Below are 13,287 nucleotides of genomic sequence, written 5' to 3' on the forward strand. Positions count from 1 at the left end.
GGGCGAGGCCGGGGTGAGGCGAGGCCGGGGTGAGGTCAGGGGTCTTCCTGGCTCGCCACGTTGCCGAAGTCGTGGTCCAGCGGGGGCGGCGGGGCTATGTCCAGGCCGTAGTGGTGGTAGAGCTGGAGTTCCTGTTCGGGGGAGAGGTGGCGGCCGACACCGAAGTCGGGGGCGTCCTTGATGAGCGCGCGGTCGAAGGGGACGTGGAGGGAGCCCTCGACGAGCTCGCTGGGCTCGAGGGGGATGAAGGCGTCGCGGCCGAAGAAGCCCATGCGTATCGCGGCCCACTCAGGGACGCCGGTCGCGTCGTCGAGGTAGACCTCGTCCACGGTGCCGATCTTGGTGCCCTTGCGGTCGAACGCCTTGCGGCCGATCAGATTGCGCGGATCGATGTCGGTCTGCACGGGCCCTCCAAGTGGTCGCCATGGGGGTTTGCAAATCCTTCCTCACCACTACGAAAAGGCACAACCGGGACGGCGGCCACTCGAAGGCACGTGCGTTGACCGCGCTGATACGCTGGCAGCGGCTGTTGAACCCGTGCGGGAGAGTCCTCCGGACACCATCCGGAGGCGCCGAAGGAGCAAATCCTCCCCGGAATCTCTCAGGCTCACGTACCGCACGGACGAGGTCACTCTGGAAAGCAGAGCGGGTGTCGACGGTTTCCGCTCTCACCGACGGTGAAAGCCGGCCCGTACCCGGGCCGGTGAAGCTCTCAGGTCGAGATGACAGAGGGGGAGGCCGTCGGGCACCCATGCCGTGGTGCCCTCGAAGGTCGTGTCAGACCAGGAGGCCTCCGCAATGACCGCCCACCGCATTCCGCTCGCAGAGCTCGAACAGGGCATCCCGTTCGAGCGGCGTCACATCGGACCCGACGCCGAGGCCCGGGCCAAGATGCTCGCCCATGTCGGATACGGCTCGCTCGACGAGCTGACAGCCGCCGCGGTCCCCGATGTGATCAAGAACGCCGAGGCGCTGAAGCTGCCGGGCGCCCGCACCGAGGCCGAGGTGCTCGCCGAGCTGCGCTCGCTCGCCGACCGCAACCAGGTGCTGGGCTCCATGATCGGGCTCGGCTACTACGGGACCTTCACCCCGCCGGTCATCCTGCGGAACGTCATGGAGAACCCGGCCTGGTACACGGCCTACACGCCGTACCAGCCCGAGATCTCCCAGGGGCGGCTCGAAGCGCTGCTCAACTTCCAGACCATGGTCGCCGAGCTCACCGGGCTGCCCACCTCCGGTGCCTCCCTGCTCGACGAGGGCACGGCCGCCGCCGAGGCCATGTCCCTGTCCCGGCGCATGGGCCGGAACAAGAAGGGCCTCTTCCTGGTCGACGCGGACACGCTGCCGCAGACCATCGCCGTGATCGAGACCCGCGCCGAGCCCACCGGTGTCGAGGTCGTCGTCGCCGACCTCAGCGACGGCATCCCCGCCGACATCGCCTCCCGCGAGATCAACGGCGTACTCCTGCAGTACCCGGGCGCCTCCGGTGCCGTACGCGACCTCAAGCCCGTCATCGAGCAGGCCCACGGCCTCGGGGCGCTCGTCACCGTCGCCGCCGACCTGCTCGCCCTCACCCTGCTGACCCCGCCCGGTGAGCTGGGCGCCGACATCGCGGTCGGTACGACGCAGCGGTTCGGTGTGCCGATGGGCTTCGGCGGGCCGCACGCCGGCTACATGGCCGTGCACGAGAAGTTCGCGCGCAGCCTGCCCGGACGGCTCGTGGGTGTCTCCGTGGACGCGGACGGGCACAAGGCGTACCGGCTCGCCCTCCAGACCCGTGAGCAGCACATCCGCCGGGAGAAGGCGACCAGCAACATCTGCACCGCCCAGGTGCTGCTCGCCGTGATGGCCGGCATGTACGCCGTCTACCACGGACCCGAGGGGCTGCGGACCATCGCCCGGCGCACCCACCGGTACGCCACCGTCCTCGCCGCGGGGCTCGCCGCGGGCGGCGTCGAGGTCGTGTACGGCGCGTACTTCGACACGCTGACCGCGCGGGTGCCGGGACGGGCCGCCGAGGTCGTCGCGGCCGCGCGGCAGCACGGCGTGAACCTGCACCTCGTCGACGCCGACCAGGTGTCCGTCTCCTGCGACGAGACCACCACGCGGGCGCAGCTGGGTGCCGTGTGGACGGCGTTCGGGGTGGAGGGCAACGTCGAGGACCTCGACGCCGTCGCCGAGGACACGCTGCCCGAGGCGCTGCTGCGCTCCGACGACTACCTCACGCACCCCGTGTTCCACGAGCACCGGTCCGAGACCGCGATGCTGCGCTACCTGCGCCGTCTCGCCGACCGCGACTACGCGCTCGACCGGGGCATGATCCCGCTGGGCTCCTGCACGATGAAGCTCAACGCGACCACCGAGATGGAGCCGGTGACCTGGCCCGAGTTCGGGCAGCTGCACCCCTTCGCGCCCGCCGCGCAGGCGCAGGGCTATCTGACGCTGATCCGCGAGCTGGAGGAGCGGCTCGCCGAGGTCACCGGATACGACAAGGTGTCGCTCCAGCCGAACGCCGGCTCGCAGGGTGAGCTGGCGGGCCTGCTCGCCGTACGCGGCTACCACCGGGCCAACGGTGACGACCAGCGCACCGTCTGCCTGATCCCGTCCTCCGCGCACGGCACCAACGCCGCGAGCGCCGTGATGGCCGGCATGAAGGTCGTCGTCGTGAAGACCGCCGAGGACGGCGAGATCGACGTCCAGGACCTGCGGGCCAAGATCGAGCAGTACCGTGACGAGCTGTCCGTGCTGATGATCACCTACCCGTCGACGCACGGTGTGTTCGAGGAGCACGTCGCCGACATCTGCGCCCAGGTGCACGACGCCGGCGGCCAGGTGTACGTCGACGGCGCCAACCTCAACGCGCTGGTGGGCCTCGCCAAGCCGGGCCACTTCGGCGGTGACGTCTCGCACCTGAACCTGCACAAGACGTTCTGCATCCCGCACGGCGGCGGCGGTCCCGGTGTCGGGCCCGTGGCGGTCAGGGAGCACCTGGCGCCGTATCTGCCGAACCACCCGATGCAGCCCGCGGCCGGCCCGGAGACCGGTGTGGGCCCGATCTCGGCCGCCCCGTGGGGTTCGGCGGGCATCCTGCCGATCTCGTGGTCGTACGTCCGGCTGATGGGCGGGGAGGGCCTCAAGCGGGCGACGCAGGTCGCCGTGCTCAGCGCCAACTACATCGCCAAGCGGCTGGAGCCGCACTACCCCGTGCTGTACACCGGTCCGGGCGGGCTCGTCGCGCACGAGTGCATCGTCGACCTGCGGCCGCTCGCGAAGACGACCGGGGTGAGCGTCGACGACATCGCCAAGCGGCTGATCGACTACGGCTTCCACGCGCCGACGATGTCGTTCCCGGTGGCCGGCACGCTGATGATCGAGCCGACCGAGTCGGAGGACCTCGCCGAACTGGACCGGTTCTGCGACGCGATGATCGCGATCCGCGCGGAGATCGAGAAGGTCGGGTCGGGCGAGTGGCCCGCCGAGGACAACCCGCTGCGGAACGCTCCGCACACCGCGGCGGCGCTCGGCGGCGAGTGGAACCACGCGTACACCCGTGAGGAGGCCGTGTTCCCGGCCGGGGTCAAGCCCGCTGACAAGTACTGGCCGCCGGTGCGCCGGATCGACCAGGCCTTCGGTGACCGGAACCTGGTCTGCTCCTGCCCGCCGCTGGACGCCTACGAAGAGTAGTCGCCCGCGGGTACGCGTCGGGGCCGGTTCGGAGAGTGCTTCTCCGGCCGGCCCCTCTTTGTGTCCGGGCGGGCGTCCGCCGTGGGGACGCTCGCCCTGTGCGCACCTCTCGCGGCTCAGGCCGCCGTCATCACCGTGCCACTGACGAGCGGGCGGTGCGGGGCGATGATCTGACCGTCGGGAAGGAGCTCACCGGTGTCCTCGAAGAGCAGAACGCCGTTGCAGAGCAGGCTCCATCCCTGCTCCGGGTGGTGCGCCACGAGACGGGCGCCTTCCCGGTCGGCGGATTCGGCGGTCGGGCACGGTGGCTGGTGCTGGCACATGGTTGTGGGGATCTTTCGCTCTGTCGTGAGTGGTGAGATGGCTGTCGTGTCTGTATCGCGGCGTGAAGCCTCGCTCATGGCCGCCCCCCGTTGTGATTATTCGGTCCGGTCCCAGTGTTGCCCCACGGGCGTCAATCCGCAGGCATTTCGCAGCACGGCTTTCTCACAGGTTGATGACGCATCCTCCACGCGGACGGTTCATCGGAACTCCCCTGTCCGTTCGGGTGGTTCGCCATGGTCGGATGGGGCTAGTCCGACGTGGGGCGCGGACTATGAATGGCTCGTACGAGCGTATTGCCGCGCGTAAGAGCGGAATGCCGCGCCGATGACAAGGGCGACCCCGCCGCCCGGATATCGGCGGCGGGGTACGCGACGGTGCGAATGAGGCGGCGGCCCTCGGCTCAGGCGGGTGACCCCATGAGGGGTGCGGGGGTCAGGCGAGTGGTCAGGACCGGGAGGAGGTCGGCGACCCGGTGTGGACGGTGGGCCGCGATCCCGGGTGGGGCGGGCGCCAGCGGGACGAGGAGGTCGGTCGGTGCCGGGACGCCGGTGGCGCCGTCGGCGGTGGTGTCCGCGTGCAGCCAGAGGGTGAGCATGTACAGCTCGGGCACGGACAGCAGGCGGGGCTGGTAGGGCTGTTGCATGAGATCGGCCTGGCGCAGGGCGAGTTCGGTGGACGCGATGTACGGGCCCTCGAAGAAGTGAGAGAAGGCCCAGCCGTCCGGGGTGAGGCGCGTCTCGGCGGCGGCCAGGGCGCGGTCGCCGGAGCGGATCAGGAACCGCCAGCCCGCGAGCCGTGTGCTGCCGGCGCCCTCGGGGGTGATCCGGTCGAGCACGTGGACGGGCAGCGGGAGCTCGGGTGCGGCGGGACCTTGGGCGCTTCGCAGGGAGGGAGTTCGGGCCTCGCTGACGGCGGTGGGAGATCCGAGTGCCGTGAGGACGGTGCGCAGGGCGGGCGCGGGAGCCGGGGGGACAAGCAGCGGCATGGTGGGTCGCCTCTCATTCGACAGGCACGGTGGCGCGAGGGCGGGGGCGGACGGCGCTGTCAGCTCTCGGGGATCGGAGAGACGGGTGCCCGGGGTCCGGTGCGTGGGTTGGGGGTCCGCCGTGCGAGCTCCGACGACAGGACCGAGGACCGCGAGAGCCGACTCTCAGCCTCGTTTGCGGAGTTTATACGACGCGTGTTCAAGCAGTGTTTCGTCTAGCTGTCTTCGATATGAAGAGCAAGGCGGTATCCGGTCGCTGAATCGCGGGAATCATCCCGATTTTCTCTCGGGAGTGAGAGGATGACCTCGGATTACCGTCGCGTAGCGGTAGGCCGGTTCTCATCGGCGCTTTTCACGAATCTCCCGGCATGGAAAGCGCGTGCTCTTTCGTGCCGCGTGAATGTGCCAGAAGCACGCCGTGTCCATTACGTGGAGGGTGAACGCGCTCAGCCTAGCGGGCGCAGGTCTCCTGCGGGACGTTATCGGCGGCTCTGCCTGGGCATCATCATCCGTGAACCGCAGTCGTGGCCGGCTCATCGGCCTGCCCATCCGAGGAGGGACACTTCGATGGGGGAGAAGGTCGTGGCGGGGTCGTTCGGCCTGTCCGACCGTCAGCTCTACCGCGACAAACTGCGGCAGTGTCTGGCGGGACTGGAGCGCCTGCTGGAGGAGAAGCGGTTCGATCGCCCCAAGAACCTGATGGGTGTGGAGATCGAGCTGAACCTCGTCGGGGCGGACGGTCTGCCGAGAATGATGAATGCGCAAGTACTCGAACGGATTGCGAGCCGAGATTTCCAAACAGAACTCGCCATGTTCAATCTGGAGGTCAACATCGCTCCACACCGGCTGGGCGGCCGGGTATTCGACCAGCTTTCCGAGGAGCTGCATACGTCCCTGGCGTACGCCGACCGGAAGGCTGGGGAGGTGGATGCCGGCATCGTGATGATCGGCATTCTGCCGACGCTCGACCGGGACGATCTGGTCTCGTCCAATCTCTCCGCGGGCGACCGCTACACCTTGCTCAACGATCAGATCGTCGCCGCGCGGGGCGAGGACTTCACGCTCGACATCGAGGGTGTGGAGCGGCTCGTGTGCACCTCGAAGTCCATCGCGCCCGAGGCCGCCTGCACCTCCGTGCAGTTGCACCTCCAGGTCACCCCCGAGCGCTTCGCGGACGTGTGGAACGCGGCCCAGGCGGTCACGGCGGCGCAGGTCGCCATCGGCGCCAACGCGCCGTTCCTGTTCGGGCACGAGCTGTGGCGTGAGTCGCGACCGCCGCTGTTCCAGCAGTCCACGGACACCAGGCCGCCGGAGCTCCAGGCCCAGGGGGTACGGCCGCGCACCTGGTTCGGGGAGCGGTGGATCTCCTCGGCGTACGACCTCTTCGAGGAGAACCTGCGCTTCTTCCCGGCGCTGCTGCCCATCTGCGACGACGAGGATCCGCTCGGCGTCCTCGACGCGGGCGGCGTGCCGAAGCTCGCGGAGCTGACCCTGCACAACGGCACGGTCTACCGCTGGAACCGGCCGGTGTACGGCATCGCCGACGGCGTCCCGCATCTGCGGGTCGAGAACCGGGTGCTGCCCGCCGGTCCCACCATCACCGACGTCATCGCCAACGCGGCTTTCTACTACGGGGTCGTGCGCGCTCTCGCCGAGGAGTCGCGGCCCGTGTGGACGCGGATGCCGTTCGAGACCGCGGCCGCCAACTTCGACGAGGCGTGCCGGCACGGCATCGACGCGCGGTTGCAGTGGCCTCGCCGGGGTCGGTACGGCGGGGTGGGGCCGGTGGACGCCGTCAACCTCGTACGGGAGGAGCTGCTGCCGCTCGCCGAGGCGGGGCTGGACGCGTGGGGTGTCGAGCCGGTCGACCGGGACTTCTATCTCGGGGTGATCGAGGAGCGCTGCCGGCGGCGGGTCAACGGGGCGTCCTGGCAGGTCGAAACGTTCCACCAGGCGCTGGCCAAGGGCCTCGGACGGGACGCGGCGCTGGCCGCCACCACACGGAGGTACTGCGAGCTGATGCAGGCCGGGGAGCCGGTGCACACGTGGCCGGTGGGGTTGCCGGAGCCGGTGCCGATGGGCTGAGGAGCCGGGCCCCGCTGCCGGCTCCGCCGGTGGGTGGAGCCCTGAACGTACGCCCCTGGGAAGATCCGTGGCGCCGCAGGCGATGATGGTCCTTCGGTGGGAACGGACCAGTGGAGGCGTGGGTGCAGGGGCAGGCGGAGTCGGTGGACGGGGCGGTGCCGCGGGAGCGGCCGACCCGGCGGATACTCAGGGACGAGACCCTGCTCGTGCTGGGCCTCTCGCTCGGCGCGAGCGGGGTGTCCGCGCTGATCAGCTTCATCGGTTCGGTCACCAAGCCGGGCGGGCTGAAGGACCAGGCGGCCACCATGAACGCCTCGGCGGCGCCCGGCCGCCCGTGGCTCGACCTCGCGTGGCAGTTGTTCGGGATCACGACCGCGCTGGTTCCGGTGGCGTTGGTGGCGCACTTGTTGATGAGGGAGGGCGCGGGGCTGCGGACGCTCGGGTTCGACCGTACGAAGCCGTGGTTCGACCTCGCCCGGGGTGCGGCGATCGCCGCCGTGATCGGCAGCACGGGCATCGCCTTCTATCTGGCGGCCCGCGGCCTCGGCTTCAATCTCACCGTGGTGCCGGAGGCGTTGCCCGAGGTGTGGTGGAAGTACCCGGTGCTGATCCTCTCCGCGATCCAGAACGCGGTCCTCGAAGAGGTGATCGTGGTCGGGTATCTGCTGCGCCGGCTCCAGCAACTGGGCTGGTCCCCGGCAGGCGCGCTGGCCGCCAGCTCGGTGCTGCGCGGCTCGTACCACCTCTACCAGGGCATCGGCGGGTTCGTCGGCAACATGGTGATGGGCGTGGTGTTCGTCTACCTGTACCGGCGGTGGGGCCGTGTCGGCCCGCTGGTCGTGGCGCACTCGCTGCTCGACATCGGGGCGTTCGTCGGATACGGGCTGCTCGCCGGCAAGGTGGGGTGGCTGCCGACGCCTTGACGGGGCGAGTGCGCCGTCACAACGGCGAGGGCAGGGGCGTACGGCGGATTGCGTACGCCCCTGTGGTGTTCCTCCGTCTCCGTGGTGTTCGTGCGCCCCGTGGTGTGTCGTCAGGCCAGCAGTTCGCCGTCGATCACCGTGACCGCTCGGCCGTTCAGGAGGGTGCGGTCGCCGCGAAGCTCCGTGCGGACGTGGCCCGAGCGGGCGGAGGCCTGGAGGCCGGTGAGGGCGGGGCTGCCGAGGCGCTCGGACCAGAAGGGGGCGAGGGCGGTGTGGGCGCTGCCGGTGACCGGGTCCTCGTCGATGCCGACGTTGGGGAAGAAGCAGCGCGAGATGTAGTCGTGGCCGGCGGAGGGGTCCTCGGCGCGGGCGGTGGCGATGACGCCGCGCCGGGAATGGCGGCCGAGGGCCCGGAGGTCGGGGGCGAGGCCGCGGACCGTCTTCTCGTCGGCCAGCTCCACCAGCAGGTCTCCGACCTGGGGGCCGGTGTCGAGCACGGTGAGCGGTTCGGCGCCCAGAGCCTCGGCGAGGCCGTCCGGGGCGGTGACCGGGGTGAGGGGCGCGGTCGGGAAGTCGAGCGTGAGGGAGCCGTCCGGCCGGGGTGTCGCGGTGAGGACGCCGCTGCGGGTGGCGAACCGTACTGGACCCTCGTGCGAGCCCGTGGAGGCCAGCACGTGCGCGGTGGCCAGCGTGGCGTGGCCGCACATGTCCACCTCCGTGACGGGTGTGAACCAGCGCAGCGCCCAGTCCGCCCCGCCGCCCTCGGGGAGCGGGTGCGCGAACGCGGTCTCGGCGTGGTTGACCTCCCGGGCGACGTTCTGGAGCCAGGTGTCGTCGGGGAAGGAGTCGAGGAGGAGGACACCGGCCGGGTTGCCGTGGAAGGGGCGGTCGGTGAAGGCGTCGACGATACGAATACGCATGGGACGACGCTAGAGGGCCGGTGGAAGCGCGGGCCAAGGCCAATCCACGGGCACTGGACCGATCACTGGATCCGACGATCGGGGCGCCCTCACTCCAGCGACTCCACGACGCGGTCGAGGGTCCGGCGCCCCAGTCCGCTCATCGCCGGGTTGCTGTCGACGTAGTACCAGACCAGGCCCATCGCCTGTTGGAACGCCCACGCCTTGCCGCGCTCCCACTCCAGGTCGTCGCAGCCCAGCGTCCGCCGGAGTACGTCCCGCGGGCCCCGCCGCAGCAGGTGCCAGGCGCTCACCAGATCCAGCGCGGGGTCGGCGGGGCCGAAGCCGCCCGTGTCGAGTACGCCGGCGAGGCGGTCTCCCGCGACCAGCACATTGCCGGGGATCAGGTCGCCGTGGCTCATCACGTCGGCACCCGTGCGGGGCAGCTCCCGGAAGTGGTTCCACGCCCGGCGCAGCGGGGCCACGTCGAGCAGCGCCTCGCTCTCCACGAAACACTTCGCCATCCAGTCGTCGTGGTCGGTGAGAACACCGCCACGGCCCTCGCCGCAGAAGCGCCGCCCCCGCGTCTCCGCCTTCCGGAGGGCCGCGATGAAGGCCCCGAGGTCGTCGGCGAACGCTTCCGATCCGCTCGGATCGGCATCGAAGGCCACCGTTCCCGGTATCCAGGTCTGGATCGACCATGGCATGGGGTAACCCGCTCCCGGTTTTCCCAGGGCGACGGGTTCCGGGGCGGGGAACCGGGACACCTGCGCCAGCTCTGCGCTCGCCCGTGCTTCCCGTTCCAGGACCGCCGACGCCTCCGCCGCATCGGGCGGACGCAGGGGGAGGCGCGCGGAGAGGTCGTTCCCGATGCGGAAGATCGCGTTGACCGTCCCGGTGGACGACACGGGGTGGATCGCCTTGCCGCTCCACTGAGGGAACTGATCTCGGATCAAGGTCGCAACGATGTCGGTGGTCACGTCCAGTTGGTCGTCGTGCACGGCCGTCTCTCTCGGGGGCTGAGGTGGGGGCGGCCAGTATTCCTGCGCCAGGGCCGGGACCGCCGAGATTTTCGGTGGCCCCGCTGTCTCGACCGGTGGGGGGACGGGTCCGCACGGCGAAGGGGCTTGTCGTACGACAGCTTCCGATATATCGTTGAAGCATCGCGACAGATCAACGATGGAATGGAGTGATCGTGATGCGTTCCCGTGGACAGGACTACGGACAGGGCTTCGGATTCGAGCGGGGGCATGGGCGCCGTGGTGGCGGCCATCCGTTCGGCCGGGGTGACGGTGAGGCGCCGCGCGCCGCGTTCGGGCCCTTCGGGCCGGGCCATGGCGGCCCCGGCCCCTTCGGACCTTTCGGTCCGGGGCCCTGGGGCGGACGAGGTCGAGGCGGTCCCCGGGGGAGGGCACGGAGGGGAGACGTACGCGCGTCGATCCTGGCCCTCCTCAAGGACCGGCCCATGCACGGCTACGAGATGATCCAGGAGATCGCCGAGCGCAGCGGCGGGGCGTGGAAGCCCAGCCCCGGCTCGGTGTACCCCACCCTTCAGCTGCTGGAGGACGAGGGGCTGATCGCCAGTGCGACCGAGGGTGGCAAGAAGCTGTTCTCGCTCACCGAGGCCGGCCGTACCGCGGCCGAGGACGGGCCCGAAGCCCCCTGGGAGGAAGCCTCGCGCGGGGTCGACTGGGAGGCGCTGAGTGAGATCCGGCAGGCCGGGTTCGGTCTGATGGAGGCGTTCGGCCAGGTCTGGAAGACCGGTGACAAGGACCAGCGCGACAAGGCGCTGGCCGTGATCAACGAGGCCCGCAAGAAGCTGTACCTGATCCTCGCCGACGAGGACTGAGGCAAGGGCCCGAGGTCTACCTTGGTGCGGCTCGGGGTGCCCCGCGGAGTGGTTTCCGCGGGGCGCTTTCCGTGTGCGCCGGTCGTGCGGGCGGGGGGCAGGGTGGGGGTCGTGCGGTGCTCTCACTTCACCAGGGCGTCCAGCTTGCGCAGGGACTCGCTGAGGGCGGCTGTCGCGGAGTCCTTGAGTTTGCCCGCCATGAGGGAGACGGCCGCGCCGGTGAAACTCCCGTCGATGCGGACCGTGGTGGTGTCGCCGTCGGGGGTGAGGGTGTAGCGGGTGGCCAGGTCGACGGCCATCGGGCCTTTGCCGCGGATGGCCAGCACCCTGGCCGGCTCCAGCTCGGCGATGGTCCACACGACCTCCGCCGGGAAGCCCATGAGCTTCAGGTTCTCCTGGAAGGTGCCGCCCACCGTGAGCGACTGCGGGCCGCCTTTGGGGAACCGGTGTGGGTCGTGTTCCACTCGCCGTGCGAGGGCCAGTCCACGAGTCGGGCCCAGACCTGCTCGGCGGGTGCCCCGATGCGTGCCTCCGCGCTGACATCGGCCATGCGACAACCCCTTTGTCTCGGACGGTGGTGTCGCGGAACGTAGCCGCGAGGGCCGGAACATTCAATACTGATGAACTGTCAGAAAGATTGCGTGGTCAGGGTCGCGTCTCATCCGTAGGGAGGAGGCGGGAGTAGTCCTTACGCAACCTGTGTGGGACTCGAAGATGGTTCGTTTCGTGGATGCCATCCGCGCCTGTGGCTGATGGGGTGGAAGGCGTGCGATCCCGTATTCCTCGGCAGGCGGCGGTCGGTGACGGTCCGAATCACGCGGAGCTCGAGAGCAGGCTCACGGACGAGCTGGCCTCGGTGGTCGGTGGCGCGCGCAGACGGGCGCTGCGGGACGGGGACCGGCAGATCGACACGGCCCATCTGCTGCACTCCCTCCTGGAGTCCGACCCGCAGGTACGGGCCGCCTTCGACCCGCCGCAGATCGCCCGGCTGCTCGGCTATCTCGTGCAGCGGAGCATCGGGTACGGGCTGCGGTGGCAGATCGGCGTCGAGGACTCGGGGGCCGGCCCCGTCGCACCCGGTGTGCCGGGCTGGTCGCCGGTGGCGGCCCGGGCCATGACGGAGGCGTACGAGCGGGCCGCGCGGCGCGGTGCCGACCGGGCCCACGGGATCGATCTGCTCGCCGCGATCGTCTCGGCGCCGGCCTCACGGGCGGTGGAGGTGCTCGGGCACGCCGGTGTCGATGTCGGGGGCACGGGTCTGCGGGGTGCGGGGTCCGGGGGTGGAGTCGAGGGCTGAGGGTTCGTCGGACGTCCGAGCGGTGAGACAGGAGCAATGGGGGGTGACGCTCCTGTTCTCGCCTGTCATCATGTGCCGGTGCATACGTCTCAGAGCGGCAAGGGGCAGGGCGGGCGCGTCGGACTGGGACTCGCGCTCGTGTCCGCGTTCGCCTTCGGCGGGTCCGGCCCCGCGGCCAAACCACTCATAGAGGCGGGGCTCGACCCGCTGCACGTGGTGTGGCTGCGGGTCGCGGGCGCCGCGCTGGTCATGCTGCCCCTGGCCGTGCGGCACCGGGATCTGGTGCGGCGGCGGCCCGCACTGCTCGCCGGGTTCGGGCTGCTCGCCGTGGCCGGGGTGCAGGCGTTCTACTTCGCGTCCATATCCCGGATCCCCGTCGGGGTCGCGCTCCTCGTCGAATACCTCGCTCCGGCGATGGTGCTCGGCTGGGTGCGGTTCGTGCAGCGGCGGCCGGTGACCCGGACCGCCGCCGCGGGGGTCGTCCTCGCGGTCGGGGGACTCGCCTGCGTCGTCGAGGTGTGGGCGGGGCTGAGCTTCGACGTGCTGGGCCTGCTGCTCGCGCTCGGCGCCGCCTGCTGTCAGGTCGGATACTTCGTCCTGTCCGACCAGGGGAGCGACGCGGGGGGCGAGGCGCCGGATCCCCTCGGTGTCATCGCCTACGGGCTGCTCGTCGGCACGGCGGTGCTCACCGTGGTGGCCCGGCCCTGGGGCATGGACTGGGCGGTGCTCGGGGGGAGCGCCCAGATGGACGGCCGGCCGGTGCCGGCCTGGTTGCTGCTCGGGTGGGTCGTGCTGATCGCCACCGTTCTCGCCTACGTCACCGGGGTGGTGAGCGTACGGCGGTTGTCCCCGCAGGTGGCGGGTGTCGTCGCGTGTCTGGAGGCGGTCATCGCTACCGTGCTCGCCTGGGTGCTGCTCGGCGAGCATCTGTCGGCACCGCAGGTCATCGGCGGGGCGGTCGTCCTGGTGGGGGCGTTCGTGGCGCAGCGGTCCGTGCCGGGGAAGGGGGCGGCCGGAGCGGCTGAGGTCGTGGCGTCCGGCGGCCACTTCGCCCCGCTCGACACCCTCCCCGCCGGACGCCGTTGACGGTGGGCGGGGGAGCGGGCCGAGGGGCGGTGGTGGCTGCTCGCGGCCCTGGTGCGCCTTTCGGCCCTGGCTCGCCCTTCGGGCTTGGGCCGCTGTTCGGACTCGGTTCGCCTTCTGGGCTTGGTTCGTCCTTCGGGCTTGACTCGCCGTTCGGG

Annotated in this window: 11 protein-coding genes, 1 pseudogene and 1 riboswitch; of the genes and pseudogenes, 6 read left to right on the plus strand and 6 right to left on the minus strand. The window is 70.6% G+C overall.

What is annotated here, in order from left to right; all coding sequences use genetic code 11:
• Positions 1–35: 35 nt before the first annotated feature.
• A complete protein-coding gene (locus AOK23_RS19205) occupies positions 36–404 on the minus strand; it encodes a PRC-barrel domain-containing protein (RefSeq protein WP_055713929.1) in 369 nt (122 codons plus the stop codon).
• Between the two features lie 126 nt (positions 405–530).
• A riboswitch (glycine riboswitch) is annotated at positions 531–627 on the plus strand.
• Between the two features lie 171 nt (positions 628–798).
• Between AOK23_RS19205 and gcvP the strand changes: the two genes are divergently transcribed.
• Complete coding sequence (gcvP, locus tag AOK23_RS19210) at positions 799–3,684, plus strand: aminomethyl-transferring glycine dehydrogenase (protein ID WP_055713930.1); 2,886 nt, start codon at positions 799–801, stop codon at positions 3,682–3,684.
• A 116-nt stretch (positions 3,685–3,800) separates the two neighbouring features.
• Here gcvP and AOK23_RS19215 read toward each other — a convergent pair whose 3' ends face one another.
• Both AOK23_RS19215 and AOK23_RS19220 read right to left on the minus strand, forming a co-directional pair.
• Positions 3,801–4,007: a DUF5999 family protein gene (locus AOK23_RS19215; protein WP_055713931.1), complete on the minus strand. Its 207-nt coding sequence runs from the start codon at positions 4,005–4,007 to the stop codon at positions 3,801–3,803.
• A 401-nt stretch (positions 4,008–4,408) separates the two neighbouring features.
• Positions 4,409–4,993 carry a hypothetical protein gene (locus AOK23_RS19220; protein WP_055713932.1) on the minus strand — a complete coding sequence of 195 codons (585 nt, stop codon included), beginning with the start codon at positions 4,991–4,993 and terminating at the stop codon, positions 4,409–4,411.
• A gap of 567 nt (positions 4,994–5,560) precedes the next feature.
• Between AOK23_RS19220 and AOK23_RS19225 the strand changes: the two genes are divergently transcribed.
• Positions 5,561–7,078 carry a glutamate-cysteine ligase family protein gene (locus tag AOK23_RS19225; RefSeq protein WP_055713933.1) on the plus strand — a complete coding sequence of 506 codons (1,518 nt, stop codon included), beginning with the start codon at positions 5,561–5,563 and terminating at the stop codon, positions 7,076–7,078.
• A 122-nt stretch (positions 7,079–7,200) separates the two neighbouring features.
• Positions 7,201–8,001, plus strand: coding sequence for a CPBP family intramembrane glutamic endopeptidase (locus tag AOK23_RS19230; protein ID WP_055713938.1), 801 nt, complete (start codon positions 7,201–7,203; stop codon positions 7,999–8,001).
• A 110-nt stretch (positions 8,002–8,111) separates the two neighbouring features.
• Here AOK23_RS19230 and AOK23_RS19235 read toward each other — a convergent pair whose 3' ends face one another.
• Positions 8,112–8,921, minus strand: a complete 810-nt coding sequence (locus tag AOK23_RS19235; protein ID WP_055713934.1) for a PhzF family phenazine biosynthesis protein — start codon at positions 8,919–8,921, stop codon at positions 8,112–8,114.
• Between the two features lie 89 nt (positions 8,922–9,010).
• Positions 9,011–9,901: an aminoglycoside phosphotransferase family protein gene (locus tag AOK23_RS19240; protein WP_055713935.1), complete on the minus strand. Its 891-nt coding sequence runs from the start codon at positions 9,899–9,901 to the stop codon at positions 9,011–9,013.
• A 197-nt stretch (positions 9,902–10,098) separates the two neighbouring features.
• On the opposite strand from AOK23_RS19240, the gene AOK23_RS45205 reads away from it, so the two are divergent.
• Positions 10,099–10,749 (plus strand): PadR family transcriptional regulator, encoded by a 651-nt coding sequence (locus AOK23_RS45205; RefSeq protein WP_079049566.1) that lies wholly within the window; start codon positions 10,099–10,101, stop codon positions 10,747–10,749.
• Between the two features lie 122 nt (positions 10,750–10,871).
• On the opposite strand, the pseudogene AOK23_RS19250 reads toward AOK23_RS45205, so the two are convergent.
• A pseudogene (locus AOK23_RS19250) lies at positions 10,872–11,299 on the minus strand (type II toxin-antitoxin system Rv0910 family toxin).
• 216 nt (positions 11,300–11,515) lie between these two features.
• On the opposite strand from AOK23_RS19250, the gene AOK23_RS19255 reads away from it, so the two are divergent.
• Together AOK23_RS19255 and AOK23_RS19260 are read left to right on the plus strand one after the other, a co-directional pair.
• Positions 11,516–12,046 (plus strand): Clp protease N-terminal domain-containing protein, encoded by a 531-nt coding sequence (locus AOK23_RS19255; RefSeq protein WP_063791364.1) that lies wholly within the window; start codon positions 11,516–11,518, stop codon positions 12,044–12,046.
• 72 nt (positions 12,047–12,118) lie between these two features.
• Positions 12,119–13,132: an EamA family transporter gene (locus AOK23_RS19260; protein WP_055713937.1), complete on the plus strand. Its 1,014-nt coding sequence runs from the start codon at positions 12,119–12,121 to the stop codon at positions 13,130–13,132.
• Positions 13,133–13,287 lie beyond the last annotated feature (155 nt).

This window comes from Streptomyces torulosus, from assembly GCF_001419765.1.
Classification (GTDB): Bacteria; Actinomycetota; Actinomycetes; order Streptomycetales; family Streptomycetaceae; genus Streptomyces; species Streptomyces torulosus.